At 66.1% G+C, this 14,156-nt stretch carries 14 protein-coding genes; 3 read left to right on the top strand and 11 right to left on the bottom strand.

Annotation, left to right across the window (positions count from 1 at the left end):
* Nucleotides 1-85: 85 nt before the first annotated feature.
* On the bottom strand, nt 86-1,066 hold the full coding sequence (locus QTH90_RS18785) for a tripartite tricarboxylate transporter substrate binding protein (protein ID WP_286666075.1): 981 nt from the start codon (nt 1,064-1,066) through the stop codon (nt 86-88).
* A gap of 38 nt (nt 1,067-1,104) precedes the next feature.
* Nucleotides 1,105-1,977: a fumarylacetoacetate hydrolase family protein gene (locus QTH90_RS18780; protein ID WP_286666074.1), complete on the bottom strand. Its 873-nt coding sequence runs from the start codon at nt 1,975-1,977 to the stop codon at nt 1,105-1,107.
* Nucleotides 1,978-2,098: 121 nt separating this feature from the next.
* Here QTH90_RS18780 and QTH90_RS18775 point away from each other — a divergent pair, with 121 nt between their 5' ends.
* From QTH90_RS18775 to QTH90_RS18765, 3 genes are all read left to right on the top strand, one after another.
* Nucleotides 2,099-2,770 (top strand): FadR/GntR family transcriptional regulator, encoded by a 672-nt coding sequence (locus tag QTH90_RS18775; RefSeq protein ID WP_286666073.1) that lies wholly within the window; start codon nt 2,099-2,101, stop codon nt 2,768-2,770.
* A gap of 155 nt (nt 2,771-2,925) precedes the next feature.
* The gene (locus tag QTH90_RS18770) at nt 2,926-3,915 is read left to right on the top strand and encodes a tripartite tricarboxylate transporter substrate binding protein (RefSeq protein ID WP_353506620.1); all 990 of its coding nucleotides are present in this window, start codon (nt 2,926-2,928) and stop codon (nt 3,913-3,915) included.
* On the top strand, nt 3,912-4,619 hold the full coding sequence (locus QTH90_RS18765; protein WP_286666072.1) for a molybdate ABC transporter substrate-binding protein: 708 nt from the start codon (nt 3,912-3,914) through the stop codon (nt 4,617-4,619). Before QTH90_RS18770 ends, QTH90_RS18765 begins: the two co-directional genes overlap by 4 nt.
* A 158-nt stretch (nt 4,620-4,777) precedes the next feature.
* On the opposite strand, the gene dnaJ is transcribed toward QTH90_RS18765, so the two are convergent.
* The 9 genes from dnaJ to garD form a co-directional block, all read right to left on the bottom strand.
* Nucleotides 4,778-5,914 (bottom strand): molecular chaperone DnaJ, encoded by a 1,137-nt coding sequence (dnaJ, locus tag QTH90_RS18760; protein ID WP_286666071.1) that lies wholly within the window; start codon nt 5,912-5,914, stop codon nt 4,778-4,780.
* Between the two features lie 90 nt (nt 5,915-6,004).
* Nucleotides 6,005-7,939, bottom strand: a complete 1,935-nt coding sequence (gene dnaK / locus QTH90_RS18755; protein ID WP_286666070.1) for a molecular chaperone DnaK — start codon at nt 7,937-7,939, stop codon at nt 6,005-6,007.
* A gap of 104 nt (nt 7,940-8,043) precedes the next feature.
* On the bottom strand, nt 8,044-8,610 hold the full coding sequence (gene grpE, locus QTH90_RS18750; RefSeq protein ID WP_286666069.1) for a nucleotide exchange factor GrpE: 567 nt from the start codon (nt 8,608-8,610) through the stop codon (nt 8,044-8,046).
* 139 nt (nt 8,611-8,749) lie between these two features.
* Nucleotides 8,750-9,100, bottom strand: coding sequence for an FKBP-type peptidyl-prolyl cis-trans isomerase (locus tag QTH90_RS18745; RefSeq protein ID WP_286666068.1), 351 nt, complete (start codon nt 9,098-9,100; stop codon nt 8,750-8,752).
* 83 nt (nt 9,101-9,183) lie between these two features.
* Entirely contained in the window at nt 9,184-9,513 is a 330-nt protein-coding gene (locus QTH90_RS18740) for a winged helix-turn-helix transcriptional regulator (protein ID WP_286666067.1), read from the bottom strand.
* Nucleotides 9,514-9,685: 172 nt separating this feature from the next.
* Nucleotides 9,686-10,537, bottom strand: coding sequence for an archaetidylserine decarboxylase (asd, locus tag QTH90_RS18735; protein ID WP_286666066.1), 852 nt, complete (start codon nt 10,535-10,537; stop codon nt 9,686-9,688).
* 67 nt (nt 10,538-10,604) lie between these two features.
* A complete protein-coding gene (locus QTH90_RS18730; RefSeq protein ID WP_286666065.1) occupies nt 10,605-11,597 on the bottom strand; it encodes a Bug family tripartite tricarboxylate transporter substrate binding protein in 993 nt (330 codons plus the stop codon).
* Nucleotides 11,598-11,661: 64 nt separating this feature from the next.
* Nucleotides 11,662-12,426 carry an SDR family NAD(P)-dependent oxidoreductase gene (locus tag QTH90_RS18725; protein WP_286666064.1) on the bottom strand — a complete coding sequence of 255 codons (765 nt, stop codon included), beginning with the start codon at nt 12,424-12,426 and terminating at the stop codon, nt 11,662-11,664.
* Between the two features lie 13 nt (nt 12,427-12,439).
* Nucleotides 12,440-14,026, bottom strand: a complete 1,587-nt coding sequence (gene garD / locus QTH90_RS18720; RefSeq protein ID WP_286666063.1) for a galactarate dehydratase — start codon at nt 14,024-14,026, stop codon at nt 12,440-12,442.
* Nucleotides 14,027-14,156: the final 130 nt, after the last annotated feature.

Below are 14,156 nucleotides of genomic sequence, written 5' to 3'. Positions count from 1 at the left end.
TATTCCCAAGGCAGCGGACGCGCGCAAAAAAAGGCGGCCGTCGGGGCCGCCTTTTTGCGATGGGCTTCACGCCTGTCGGGCGTCGCTACTCGACCTTGCCGATCTTCCGCACCGCGTCGGTCATCGTGTTCGCGTCAGCGTTCCAGTACGTCTGGAATTCGGGCGCGTCGAGGTAGGCCAGGGGGCTGCCGGCGCGTTCGATCACTTGCACGACGGCCGGGTCCGCGGCGACCTTGGCCGAGGCGGCGCGCAGCTTGCGCACGATGTCCTCCGGTGTCCCGGCGGGCACGAAAAGGCCCGACCACTGCGCGAACTTCACCTTGTAGCCGGCTTGTTCGAGGCTCGGCACGTCCGGCAGCGCAGCCAGCGGCTTGTCGCCCCAATGCGCCAGCGCGCGAAGCTTGCCGGCCTTGATCTGCTGCACCACGGTCGACGGCCCGCTTGCCACCGCATCGACCTGTCCCGCGAGCAGGGCGACGACGGCGGGGCCCGCGCCCGTGTAAGGGATGTGCGTCATCCTGAATCCGGCGGCATTCTTCAGCATCTCCATCGGCACGTGCATGGTGCCGTAGTTGCCCGAACTGCCGTAGTTGTAAGTGCCGGGTTTGACGCGCGCATCGGCGATGAATTCCGACAAGGTCTTCCACGGCGCATCGGCGCGCACGACCAGCACCGTCGGATCCGCGGTGAAGCGGGCGATCGGCTTGAACTGGCTCATCTGATAGGCGGGCTTGCGTTCGAGGATCGCATCGGCCTCGGGAAGGATCGAGATCGACGAAAGGCTCAACAACACCGTATAGCCGTCCGCGGGTGCACGAGCCACGAAACCAATACCCACGGCGCCGCCCGCGCCGGCCTTGTTCTCGACGATGACGGTCTGCTTCAGTTCGCGCGACAGGGATTCGGCCACCGGCCGAGCCACCGTGTCGGCTACACCGCCGGGTGGGAAGGGCACGATCATCGTGATCGGCTTGTCGGGCCAGCCGCCCTGGGCCAGCGCGGCAGTGGCGCAGCACGAGGCTGCGAGAAGCGCGGCGCGCAGCAGCGCGCGACGTGGTGGATGCATTTGTCTGTCTCCGTTGTATGTCTTGTAAGGGCGCCGGCTCAGACGAACCGGTTTTCCAGCGTGCCGAGGCCGTCGATCTCGATGCGGACCACGTCGCCCGCCTTCAGGTACTGCGGCGGCGTCAGGCCCATGCCGACGCCGGCCGGCGTGCCGGTGGCGATCACGTCGCCCGGATGGAGCGTGATGCCGCGCGAGCAGGTTTCGATCAGCGTCGGGATGTCGAAGATGAAATCGGTGGTCTGCCCGTCCTGCCGCAGTTCGCCGTTGACCCAGCAACGCACCCGGGTGCGTGTCCCGTCCATTTCGTCGGCGGTCACGATCCATGGACCCATCGGGCAGAAGGTGTCGAAGGACTTGCCGAGGTCCCACTGCTGGTGGCGCATCTGCACGTCGCGCGCCGTCACATCGTTGACGATGGTGTAGCCGAACACGTGCGACAGCGCGTCCTCACGCGAGATGTTGCGGCCGCCTTTCCCGATCACGACGGCCAACTCGGCCTCATAGTCGATCTGTGCGGAGATGGATTCGCCCGGCAGGCGAACCTCGTCGTTCGGCCCGATCACGCACTCGGGCACCTTGGTGAACACGATGGGCCACGTATCCACCTTGGCCGCGTTGTTCTTGAAGACCGAGGCCGAAAGTTCCTTCGCGTGCGCGTGGTAGTTGCGGCCCACGCAAAAGATGTTCCGGCGCGGCATGGGCAATGGCGCTTCCAGTCTGACCTCGCCCAGCGGCACGGGTTCGCCGGTCGGCGGCAACTGGGTGGCGCCCGTGGCGCGTTCTTCGATGAGCGACAGCGCGCCGCGACGCGAGCGGGGCGCGTCGAACTGCAGCGTCCGGACGGTGGCTCCGTCCTCCGACACCAGGCCCACCTGCCGTCGGCCTTGATATTGATATGTAGCAATGCGCAAAATGATCTCCTGATTGACGACCAAATGCTACCAATCCGATACCAAGTGCACAATAGAGCATGCGCGAGGATCGGCTTGATACGATCGGCGCACCCCATCCAACCTACACGTGCTTGCGACCGTGCAAAGTGCCCAGACCCTCCGGGAAGCCATTCTCGAGAACCTCCAATCGCGCGCATGGCGAGCCGGCCACCGCCTGCCGACCGAGCGCGAGCTGAGTGGGCAGTTCGGGCTCAGCCGGTCGACCGTTCGCCGCGTCCTCGCGGACCTGAAGGGCCGGGGGCTCATCACCCAGACCGTGGGCAGCGGGACCTATGTCAGCGATGAGGTGGTGCAGGCGCTGGCGAACATCACGCATGGGGGCGCCCCGCTCGCGACCAGCCCGGCGGAGTTGATGAGTGCCCGCCTGGTGCTCGAGCCCGCGATCATCGCGATGGTCGTCGGCAATGCCACCCATGCCGACTTCGACCGAATGGAGAATTGCTGCGAGAGGGGCGAGGCGGCGGACACGATCGAAGAGTTCGAGTTGTGGGATGGCAAGCTGCACGAGGCCATCGCCGATGCCGCGCACAACGCCTTCATCTCGGCCGTGTTCCAGCGCATGAACGAAGCGCGGGCGCAAAGCGAGTGGGGCATGCTCAAGCGCAGGAGCGCCACGCCCGAGCGCCGTCTGGACTACCAGCGCGAACACCGCGAACTCGTCGCCGCGCTGAAGGACCGCGACGGCACCCGCGCCAACGAACTCTGCATTGGCCACCTGACGCACGTGCGACGCAATCTCCTCGGCTACTGACCCTGCACGGGCCTTGTTGCGGACAAACCCGGCCCCGCATTGACCCTGGACGTGGCGGTCGCTATATTGGTCCTCGATTGGCATATATGGATACCAATTCGTACCAATCGTTGCGACATCGGACGGCGACCGCGTCCCACTGCCTGGAGACAACCGTGAAGACACCGTCTGCCCGAAGTCTGCGTCTGAGCCATCGCTGGTGGGCTGCTGTCCTGCTGGTCGTGGCTCCTTGGGTCGCGGCGCAGGAGTACCCGTCGCGTCCGGTGCGCCTTGTCGTGCCCTTCGCCGCCGGTGGTCCCGCCGACGTCTATGCGCGCTTCATCGCCACGCGCCTGCAGGAAGTGCTCGGGCAGGGATTCGTGGTCGACAACCGGCCCGGCGCCGGCTCGGTCATCGGCACCGACGCCGTGGCAAAGAGCCCGCCCGACGGCTACACGCTGCTGCTGATGTCGAATGCGCACACGGTCAATGAGTCGCTGATCCCGAACAAGCCCTTCCAGCTCATGCGCGACTTCGTGCCGGTCGCCGCCATCAACTACTCGGATCTGGTGCTCGTCACGCGAAGCGGGCTGCCGGTGAACAACCTGGGCCAGCTGATCGCGCTCGCCAAGTCGAGGCCCGGGGCGCTCTCCTATGCATCCTCCGGCCCCGGAACCCCGTATCACATGGCCGGTGAACTCTTCAAGGCGATGGCGGGCGTCTCGATCCTGCACATTCCCTATCGGGGCAGCGCCGGTGCGCGCACCGACGTCCTGGGCGGCCAGGTCGACATGATGTTCGACGCCGTGCCGACCATGACGGAGCATGTCCGCAGCGGCAAGGTCAAGGCCTTGGCGACCACCGGCTTGTCGCGTTCCGCCGTGATGCCCGACGTGCCCACGGTCAACGAAGCCGGCGTGCCCAAGTACGAAGCCACGATCTGGCTCGGCCTGATGGCGCCCAAGGGCACGCCCGCTGCGATCGTCGATCGCCTGAACGCCGAAGTCGTGAAGATCGTGTCCAACCCCGAGGTGGTCCGCGCCTGGAAGGCGCAGGGCGCGACACCGCTGACCATGAACGTGGCCGACTTCACGCGCTACATGAACGAGGACATCGACAAGTGGTCGCGCATCGTGAAGATCTCCGGCGCCAAGGCGGACCAATGAACATTCTTTGTGCTGGCGCCGCACAAGGCCTCGTGAAGGCCTTGCAGGGCGTGTTCCTGGAATTGACCGGCGCCAAGGTCGAAGGGCGCTTCGGCGCCGTCGGCGCGATGAAGGAGGCGCTTCTTGCGGGCGAGCCCTGCGACGTGATGATCGTCACCGAGGCCTTGATCTCCTCGTTGCAGGCGGACGGACGGCTGGCGCCGGGCTCGGAAGCCGCGCTCGGCCGCGTGCGCACCGGCATCGCTGCCCGTGCCGGCGACGCATTGCCCGCCATCGCCACGCCCGACGATCTGAAGGCAGCCCTGCTCGCGGCGAGCTCGATCTATCTTCCGGACATGCAGCGATCGACCGCCGGCATCCACTTCGCCGGCGTGCTGGTGAAGCTCGGGATCGCCGAGGCCGTCGCCTCGCGCCTGCGCACCTTCCCGAACGGCGCCACCGCCATGCGCGAACTCGCCGCCGACCGCCGACCCGGCGGGATCGGTTGCACGCAAGTCACCGAGATCCGATACACGCCGGGTGTGGCGCTGGTGGGGTCGTTGCCCCCTGCGTTCGAACTGGCCACGAACTATGCGGCCGCGGTCAGCGCCACGGCCGCGCAGCCGGACCTTGCCCGGCGCTTTGTCGACCTGATCGCGGGCCCTCGATCACGCTGCCTTCGCGAGCAGGGCGGCTTCGAATTCACCGCGTCCATGCCATCGTGACCTGATGTGGCGCAAAAAGGCCAAGGCGGCCAAAGGCCGCGAAGCCAGGCCCATTCGTGAAACACCGCGGAACCGGCTCCGCCGGGCCGCCGGTGTTGCCCCCGGCAGGGGGTAGGCGAAGCGACACGAAGTGCGCGTAGCCTGGGGGCGAGCCCTATCTAGCTGAAGAATTCCTTGGCCTTGTCGAACCAGCCCTTGTCGGTGGGGCTGTGTTTCTCGCCGCCCTTCTTGAGCGACTCGTCGAGTTCCTTCAGCAGTTTGCGCTGATGCTCGGTCAGCTTGACCGGCGTTTCGACGCGCACGTGGCAATACAGGTCGCCGGGGTAGCTCGAGCGGACGCCCTTGATCCCCTTGCCGCGCAGCCGGAACTGCTTGCCGCTCTGGGTGCCGTCGGGAATATCGATCGCCGCCGCGCCCTTGAGCGTCGGCACGTTGATCTCGCCACCCAGCGCTGCGGTCGTGACGCTGACCGGTACCACGCAATGCAGGTCGTCGCCGTCGCGCTCGAACAGGTCGTGCTTCTTGAGGCGGATCTCTATATATAGATCGCCGGGCGGGCCGCCGTTGGTGCCGGGCTCGCCGTTGCCGGTGCTGCGAATACGCATGCCGTCGTCGATGCCGGCCGGGATCTTCACTTCCAGCGTCTTGTTGTTCTTGATCTTTCCCTGGCCGTGGCAGGTGGCGCACGGTTCCGGGATGATCTTGCCCGAGCCGTGGCAGGTCGGGCAGGTCTGCTGCACGCTGAAGAAACCCTGGCGCATCTGGACTGCGCCCTGGCCATGGCAGGTGGTGCAGGTGATCGGCTTGGTGCCGGGCTTGGCGCCCGTGCCCTTGCAGGTGCCGCAATCGTCCCAGCTCGGGATGCGGATCTGCGCGTCCTTGCCTTCGGCTGCTTCCTCGAGCGTGACCTCCATCGCGTAGCTCAGGTCGCTGCCGCGGAACACCTGACGCCCGCCGCCCTGGCGGCCGCCGCGCTGGCCGAACACGTCGCCGAAGATGTCGCCGAAGGCTTCCGCGAAGCCGCCGAAGCCCTCCGCGCCCGGGCCGCCGCGCATGTTGGGGTCGACCCCCGCGTGGCCGTACTGGTCGTAGGCGGCGCGCTTCTGCGAGTCCGACAGCATCTCGTAGGCTTCCTTGACCTCCTTGAACTTGGACTCGGCTTCCTTGCTGGAGTCCCCGTGGTTGCGGTCAGGGTGATGCTTCATCGCCAACTTGCGATAAGCCTTCTTGATTTCCTCCTCGCTCGCGTTCTTGGGAACGCCGAGGGTTTCGTAATAGTCGCGTTTGGTAGCCATGGTCGGGGGTCGGTGGCGGAATCGTCTTCAGGAAGCGGAAAAGGCTGGACCACCTTGCAGCGGGTCCAGCCTCGTGTCAGGGCGTGAGAATCAGCCCTTCTTGACTTCCTTCACTTCGGCGTCGACCACGTTGTCGTCCGCCGGAGCGCTTGCAGCTTCCGGGCCAGCGCCTGCCGCGCCGCCCGCCGCACCGGCCGCGGCCTGCGCGTCGGCGTACATCTTCTCGCCGAGCTTCTGGCTGGCGCTCATCAGCGTGTTGGTCTTTTCTTCGATCGAGGCCTTGTCTTCACCCTTGAGGGCTTCTTCGACGTCCTTGATCGCGGCTTCGATCTTTTCCTTCTCGCCGGCATCCAGGCTCGCGCCGTGTTCGCCGAGCGACTTCTTCACGCTGTGAACCATGGCTTCGCCCTGGTTGCGGGCCTGGGCCAGCTCGACCTTCTTCTTGTCTTCGGCCGCGTTGAGCTCGGCGTCCTTCACCATCTTCTGGATCTCGTCTTCCGACAGGCCCGAGTTCGCCTTGATGGTGATCTTGTTTTCCTTGCCGGTGCCCTTGTCCTTGGCGCCGACGTGCAGGATGCCGTTGGCGTCGATGTCGAAGCTCACCTCGATCTGCGGCGTGCCGCGCGAGGCCGGCGGGATGCCTTCGAGGTTGAACTCGCCGAGCAGCTTGTTGCCCGATGCGATCTCGCGCTCGCCCTGGAACACCTTGATCGTCACGGCAGGCTGGTTGTCCTCGGCCGTCGAGAAGGTCTGCGCGAACTTCGTCGGGATCGTGGTGTTCTTCGTGATCATCTTGGTCATCACGCCACCCATGGTCTCGATGCCGAGCGACAGCGGGGTCACGTCGAGCAGCAGAACGTCCTTGCGGTCGCCGGAGAGCACCTGGCCCTGGATGGCGGCGCCGACGGCCACGGCTTCATCGGGGTTCACGTCCTTGCGCGGTTCCTTGCCGAAGAATTCCTTGACCTTGTCCTGCACCTTGGGCATGCGAGTCATGCCGCCGACCAGGATCACGTCGCTGATGTCCGAGACGCTCACGCCGGCATCCTTGATGGCGGTACGGCAGGGCGCGATGGTGCGTTCGATCAGCTCGTCGACCAGGCTTTCGAGCTTGGCGCGGGTGAGCTTGATGTTCAGGTGCTTCGGGCCCGATGCGTCGGCCGTGATGTACGGCAGGTTGATGTCGGTCGCCGCGCTGTTCGACAGTTCGATCTTGGCCTTTTCAGCCGCTTCCTTCAGGCGCTGCAGTGCGAGCACGTCCTTGCTCAGGTCGACGCCCTGGTCCTTCTTGAACTCGGAAATGATGTAGTCGATGATGCGCTGGTCGAAGTCTTCGCCGCCCAGGAAGGTGTCGCCGTTGGTCGACAGCACTTCGAACTGCTTTTCGCCGTCCACGTCCGCGATCTCGATGATCGAGATGTCGAAGGTGCCGCCGCCGAGGTCATACACGGCGATCTTGCGGTCGGCCTTGTCGTGCTTGTCGAGGCCGAAGGCCAGCGCAGCCGCGGTGGGCTCGTTGATGATGCGCTTGACGTCCAGACCGGCGATGCGGCCGGCGTCCTTGGTGGCTTGGCGCTGGCTGTCGTTGAAGTAGGCCGGCACGGTGATCACCGCTTCGGTCACGGCCTCGCCGAGATAGTCCTCGGCGGTCTTCTTCATCTTGCGCAGGATTTCGGCGCTGATCTGCTGGGGAGCGAGCTTCTTGCCGCGCACTTCGACCCATGCGTCGCCGTTGTCGGCCTTGGTGATGCTGTAGGGCATCAAGTCGATGTCCTTCTGCACTTCCTTCTCTTCGAACTTGCGGCCGATCAGGCGCTTGACTGCGTAGATCGTGTTCTTGGGGTTGGTCACCGCCTGGCGCTTGGCCGAGGCGCCGACCAGCACTTCGCCGTCTTCCTGGTAGGCCACGATCGAGGGCGTCGTGCGGGCGCCTTCCGAGTTCTCGATCACACGCGTGGTGTTGCCTTCCATGATCGACACGCACGAGTTGGTGGTGCCGAGGTCGATGCCGATGATTTTGGCCATGTTATTGCTCCTGGGATCTGAAATGAGGTTGTTGTGAACTTGTGGATAACCCGGTTCGATTCAAGGGATGAAGCGGGGATTTCCTGTGGGTTTCTTGTTGGTTTTCAGCTCGGGCTGCTGACGGTCACCAGAGCGGGGCGCAGGATCCGGTCGGCGATCGTGTAGCCCTTCTGCAGCACGCTGGCGATGGTGTTGGGCTCCTGCCCGGGCGCCGGCACGACGGAGATCGCCTGATGCAGGTGCGGATCGAACTTGCTGCCGGCCGGCGGAGCGATCTCGATGACCTTGTTGCGCTCCAGAGCGCTCTTGAGCTGTCGCAAGGTGGCTTCGGTGCCTTCGCGCAGATGCTCCGCCGTCGCGTCCTGGATCGCCAGGCCGGCCTCCAGGCTGTCCAGCACCGGCAGCAGGCTCTCGGCGAAACCTTCGATCGCAAACTTGCGGCCCTTGGAGACTTCCTCGTCCGCGCGTCGGCGCGCGTTCTGCACGTCGGCCTGCGCACGCAGGAACTGGTCGGCGAGATCGGCGTTCTTGGCTTGCAGCGCGGCGATTTCGGCTTGGGCCGCGGCCAGCGCATCGGCGTCGTTCGCCGCCTGTGCGGCTTCCAGCTCTTCGGGGCTGGGCTCGCCCTGCAGGGTCTGTGGATTCTGTTGAGGGTTTTTCGGGTCAGTCATGCTCAAAAAGCCGGCGGCCATGCCGGAAAACAGTGAAAACGAACAATAGGCAGCCATTTGAGGCCTGCCATGGGCTTTTCAAGGCAAAAAAATGCGCCGCAGAGGGCGCATTCGAGGAGGCGGGTGGGTCCCGGCCTCGTCAGTGGGCGTCGAGCAGTTCGACGTCGAACTTCAGGGTCGCATTCGGGGGAATCACGCCGCCGGCGCCGCGGGCACCGTAGCCGAGGGAAGCCGGGATGATCAGCGTGCGCTTGCCGCCGATCTTCATGCCGGCGACGCCTTCGTCCCAGCCCTTGATGACCTGGCCGGCGCCGAGCGAGAAGGCGAAGGGGTCGTTGCGGTCGCGGCTCGAATCGAACTTGGCGCCTTGCACGCCGTCGTTGTAGAGCCAGCCGGTGTAGTGCACGTGCACGTGGTGGCCAGCCTTGGCTTCGGCGCCGTCGCCGACCGTGGTGTCTTCGTATTGCAGGCCGGAGGGAGTGGTGGGCATGGAGCGCTCCTTTGGGAATTGGGGAGGAAACCGCGCAGTTTAACGAGGCTGGACGGCAGGTCCCCGGGCGGGGCGTCGCCGCTTCAGGTGGGCGCGACGGGCGGCGGCGTCTTCTTCACCTGGCTCTGCTGCCATTTCCCGGCGAAGGCCTGCAGGTCGGAAAGCCGCTTGAGCAGATCCTGGCCGCTGAGTGTCAGGCTGTAGCCGTCGGTGCCGTGGTTCACGAGGCCCGCTTCGCGAAGCTCCTTGATGCGGGTGTTCAGCGTGTTGGGCGTGATGCTGCCAACGCTGTCCTGGAGCAGGCGAAAGGTCTGGGCGTGTCCGTCCCGGAGGGCCCAGAGGACGCGCAGCGCGTAGCGGGCTTCCAGCAGCGCAAGCAATTGGCTGATGGCTGCGTTTTCCTTGCTACTCATCGACTTCATCTCCTCGGGGCGCGGCGGCCGGGCGACGCACGGCGGCGCCCGCTTGTTCTTTGTGACTGGCTCGTGACCACTCGAAACGGCCGGCGACTATAGCCCAGAAGAGCTGCTGCTACAAGTTTTATAGCTGTGAAAGCAAGCCGGCTGCGGCTTGCAGCCGCGCACTTCAGTGCGTCGGGTAGTTGGCCATGGCCTCGCCGAGCCGGATCGGGCGAGCCGGTGCCCATGCCGGATTGAATTCCAGCGAGGGAGGCGGGAAAAGCATCACGACCGTCGAGCCGAGCAGGAAGCGGCCCATCTCGTCGCCTTGTCGGAGCACGACCTGCTGGTCGTCATAGCGCCATTCGCGCACTTCGCCGCCGCGCGGCGGATTCACCACGCCGTGCCACACCGTCGCCATGCTGCCGACGATGGTCGCGCCGACGAGCACCAGCACAAACGGACCCGCCGCCGATTCGAACACGCACACCACGCGCTCGTTGCGCGCGAAGAGGCCGGGCACGCCTCGGGCGGTGGTCGGGTTGACGGAGAAGAGATCGCCTGGCACGTAGATCATCCGGGTCAGCCGGCCGTCGCAAGGCATGTGGATGCGGTGGTAGTCCTTCGGGCTCAGGTAGAGCGTGGCGAAACTGCCGTGCTCGAACTGCGCCGCCAGCGCCGCGTCGCCACCGACCAGTGCGGTGGTCGAGTAGCGGTGGTTCTTGGCCTGGAAGATCTGGTCGCCCTCGATGGGGCCGAACTGGCTGATCGCGCCGTCGACCGGCGACACCAGGTCGGCCTGCGCCAGCGGGCGTGCGCCGGGCTTCAGCGCGCGCGTGAAGAACTCGTTGAAGCTCGGGTAGCTTGCGATGTCACTGTCGAGCGCTTCCTCCATGTCGACGCCGTACTTCGCGACGAAGCGCCGGATGATCCACGTCGTGACGGCGCCGCGTTCCTTGCCGGCAACCCAGCCGGCAAAAGAGGTCAGCGCCTGCTTGGGGAACAGGTACTGCGGCAGGACGGGGAGGCGATCGGACAAGGGGTCTTCCCAAAAAAGCGGTGGGCGATTCTATCGACCGCCTCCCGCGCATTTCGCAGGACGGGACCTACTCCGCCTTGATGTTGGCGGCCTTGATCACCTGGGCCCACTTCTCGACCTCGGCTTTCTGGAAGGCCGCGATCTGTGCCGTGGTCATGTCGGCGGGCTCCATGCCGAAGCCCTTGAGCTTGTCCTGCATGTCCGGCTGCGCCAGGATCGTGCGGATCTCCTTGTGCAGCCGGTCGATGGCCGGCGCCGGCGTGCCGGCCGGCACGAAGATAGCCTGCCAGGACACCACTTCGAAATCCTTGAGTCCCGGAACACCCGATTCGGCGACCGTCGGCACGTCCGGCATCGACGCCAGCCGCTTGCCGGAGGTGACGGCGATCGCGCGCAGCTTGCCGCTCTGGATATGCGGGCCGGCCACCACGGTGGTGTCGAACATCATGTCGACCTGGCCGCCGATCACGTCCTGGATCGCCGGGCCGCTGCCCTTGTAGGGAATGTGCGTGAACTTGACGCCGGACTTGTAGGCCAGCAGTTCGAGCGCCAGGTGCTGCGAGGTGCCTGTTCCGGCAGACGCCGAAGAGAGGCCGCCCGACTTGGCCTTGCTGGCCTCGAGCACGTCCTTCAGGGTCTTGTAGGGACTCGCCTGGTTGACCACCAGCACGACGGGATTGGTCCCGATCAGCGTGACGGGCGCGAAAGACTTCTGCGGGTCGTAGCCGATCTTGGGATAGAGGCTGACGTTGATCGCGTGCGAGCTGATCGTGCCGCCCAGCATCGTGTACCCGTCGGGCGCGGCGCGCGATGCGATCTCGGAGCCGACGCTGCCGCCGGCACCGCCCTTGTTGTCGATGACGACCGTGGTGCCCAGCACCGGGCCGAGCTTCTGGCCGATCAGCCGGCCCAGCACGTCGGTGGTGCCGCCGGCCGGGAAGGGAACCAGATAGGTGATGGTCTTGCCCGTGGGCCATTGGCCCTGTGCGAAAGCGGGCAGGGCCGGAAGGCCGCCGGCGAGCGAGGCGAGTGCGGTATGAATGAGTGTGCGGCGTTGCATGTTCTTGTCTCCGTTGAAAGGTGGGCGCCGCGCTTCTTGTCGTTGTGTCGCGGCACGTTGGAACTCAGGGCATGTACTGCCCGCCGTTCACTTCGATGACCTGCCCCGTCACATAGCCCGAGAGCTGAGCCGACGCAAGATAGAGGAAGGCGCCGACGCAATCGTCCGGCTCGCCGATGCGCGCCATCGGGATGGCCGCCTTGAACGATTCGAGCAGCTGCGGCGTGGAGAAGCGGTCGTGGAAGGGCGTCTGGATCACGCCGGGCGCGACTGCGTTGACGCGGATGTTGTCGGGCGCCAGTTCCTTGGCAAGGCCGTGCGTTGCGGTGCTGACGAAGCCTTTCGCACCTGCGTACAGGTACGCGCCCGGGCCGCCGCCGTTGCGCGCCGCGATCGACGACACATTGATGATGCTGCCGCCGCGGCCTTGTTTGCGCATCAACGGCACGACCTCACGGCAGAACGCCAGCACCGAACGCGCGTTGATGTGCATCACGTCGTCGAACAGCGCGTCGTCGAACTCGGCGATCGGCAGCCGCTTCACGAGGCTGCCCGCGTTGTTGACCAGCACGTCGATGCCGCCGAGCCGTTCGTTGGCTTCGGCCACGACACGCCGGATCGCTGCGCTGTCGCGCACGTCCGCCTGCAGAGCAAAGGCATCGCCGCCTGCCGCCTGGATCGTCGCGACCACCTGTTTGGCGGCATCTGCCGAGCTGTTGTAGTGCACAGCCACGCGCATGCCGCGCTGGGCGTAGCCGATGGCAACGGCGGCTCCGATGCCCGTGCTTGCGCCGGTGACAAGGGCGCTGCGGCCTTTGAGGTCTTCCATGTTTCGCTCTCCTTCAGGTGATGGGTGCCGGATTGAACAGCACCAGCGCGTTGTGCAGCTTCCAGTGCTCGGCCCAGGTCTTCCTGCGGCCGCTCGCGACGTCGAGCATCAACTGGAACATCTCCCAGCCGACGTCGGCGATGGTCTTCTCGCCGGTGGCGATCGTCCCGGCGTTGATGTCCATCAGGTCGTGCCAGCGGCGGGCCAGGTCGGCGCGCGTCGCGACCTTGATGACGGGCACTTCGGCCAGCCCGTACGGGGTGCCGCGGCCGGTGGTGAACACGTGCAGGTTCATGCCCGCGGCGAGCTGCAGCGTGCCGCAGATGAAGTCCGACGCGGGCGTGGCCGCGTAGATCAGCCCCTTCTGCCGGACCTTCTCGCCCGGCGAGATCACGCCCGAGATGGGCGACTTGCCCGACTTCACGATCGAGCCCATCGCCTTCTCCACGATGTTGGACAGCCCGCCCTTCTTGTTGCCGGGGGTGGTGTTGGCGCTGCGGTCGACCCGCCCCTTGTCCAGGTAGGCGTCGTACCAGGCCATCTCGCGGATCATCGCGTCGGCCACTTCGGGCGTGGTGGCGCGCGAGGTGAGCTGGTCGATGCCGTCGCGCACCTCGGTGACTTCCGAGAACATCACCGTCGCGCCGGCACGCACCAGCAGGTCGGTGCAGAAGCCGACCGCCGGATTGGCCGTGACGCCCGAGAAGGCGTCGCTGCCGCCGCACTGCACGCCGACCACGAGTTCGCTGGCCGGCACGGTCTCGCGGCGCCGGGCGTTGAGCCGCTCCAGGTGCTCTTCCGCCTGCCGCATGATCGAATCGACCATCGACATGAAGCCCACGTGCGCGTCGTCCTGCAGGCACACGACGTCGAGCTTGCTCTCCGCGCTGTCGCCGACGTCGGCCACGTTGCGTTCGTCGATCAGCGGGATGGTGCCCGGGGGCATCAGGCGCTCGGGCTGGAGCTTCTCGCAGCCCAGGCTCACCACCATGACCTCGCCGCCGAAGTTGGGGTTGAGGCTGATGTTGCGCAGGGTGCGGATCGGGATGATGGCGTCCGGCGCATCGATGGCGACGCCGCAGCCGTAGCTGTGTTCGAGCGCCACGACGTCATCGACGTGGGGGAACCTCGGCAGCAGCTCGGACTTGATGCGCTTCACGGCGAAATCGGTCACGCCCGCCACGCATTGCACGGTCTGCGTGATCGCCAGGATGTTGCGGGTGCCCACCGAGCCATCCGGGTTGCGGTAGCCCTCGAAGGTGTAGCCCTCCAGCGCAGGTTGCGGCTCGGGCTTGACGGTGGCGATCGGCAGGCCGACGAGTTCGCGCGCCGCGGGCATCTTGAGCAAGCGCTCATGCACCCAGCTGCCGGCGGGAATCGCCTTGAGCGCATAGCCGATCACGACGTTGTAGCGGCGCACCTCCCCGCCTTCGGGGATGTCCACCAGCGCCACCTTGTGCGCCTGCGGGACCTTGTCCACCAGCGTCAGGCCCGAGGGGAACACGGTGCCCGCGGGCAGGCCGCCGTCGTTGGCCACGATCGCGACGTTGTCGCGTTCATCCATGCTGATGCACAGCGGCGCCTTCGCGCTTTCCCACATGTCAGTTCTCCGCAGCTTGGCCCGAAGACTCGCACGCCCGGATGCCGGAAACACCGCGGAACCGGCTTCGCCGGGCCGCCGGTGTTGCCCCCTGCAAGGGGGTGGAGAGCGACACGAAGTGCGCGAGCCC

The sequence above is a fragment of the Variovorax flavidus genome, from assembly GCF_030317145.1.
Classification (GTDB): domain Bacteria; phylum Pseudomonadota; class Gammaproteobacteria; order Burkholderiales; family Burkholderiaceae_C; genus Variovorax; species Variovorax flavidus.
This window is presented reverse-complemented; position numbering and strand designations above follow the sequence as displayed.

Bases quoted from the DNA above. Each gene is read 5' to 3' on its own strand.
- dnaJ (WP_286666071.1), bottom strand. From the start codon at position 5,914: ATGGCTACCAAACGCGACTATTACGAAACCCTCGGCGTTCCCAAGAAC.
- QTH90_RS18740 (WP_286666067.1), bottom strand. From the start codon at position 9,513: ATGAGTAGCAAGGAAAACGCAGCCATCAGCCAATTGCTTGCGCTGCTG.
- QTH90_RS18785 (WP_286666075.1), bottom strand. From the start codon at position 1,066: ATGCATCCACCACGTCGCGCGCTGCTGCGCGCCGCGCTTCTCGCAGCC.
- QTH90_RS18765 (WP_286666072.1), top strand. From the start codon at position 3,912: ATGAACATTCTTTGTGCTGGCGCCGCACAAGGCCTCGTGAAGGCCTTG.
- QTH90_RS18745 (WP_286666068.1), bottom strand. From the start codon at position 9,100: ATGCCCACCACTCCCTCCGGCCTGCAATACGAAGACACCACGGTCGGC.
- QTH90_RS18730 (WP_286666065.1), bottom strand. From the start codon at position 11,597: ATGCAACGCCGCACACTCATTCATACCGCACTCGCCTCGCTCGCCGGC.
- QTH90_RS18725 (WP_286666064.1), bottom strand. From the start codon at position 12,426: ATGGAAGACCTCAAAGGCCGCAGCGCCCTTGTCACCGGCGCAAGCACG.
- dnaK (WP_286666070.1), bottom strand. From the start codon at position 7,939: ATGGCCAAAATCATCGGCATCGACCTCGGCACCACCAACTCGTGCGTG.
- garD (WP_286666063.1), bottom strand. From the start codon at position 14,026: ATGTGGGAAAGCGCGAAGGCGCCGCTGTGCATCAGCATGGATGAACGC.
- grpE (WP_286666069.1), bottom strand. From the start codon at position 8,610: ATGACTGACCCGAAAAACCCTCAACAGAATCCACAGACCCTGCAGGGC.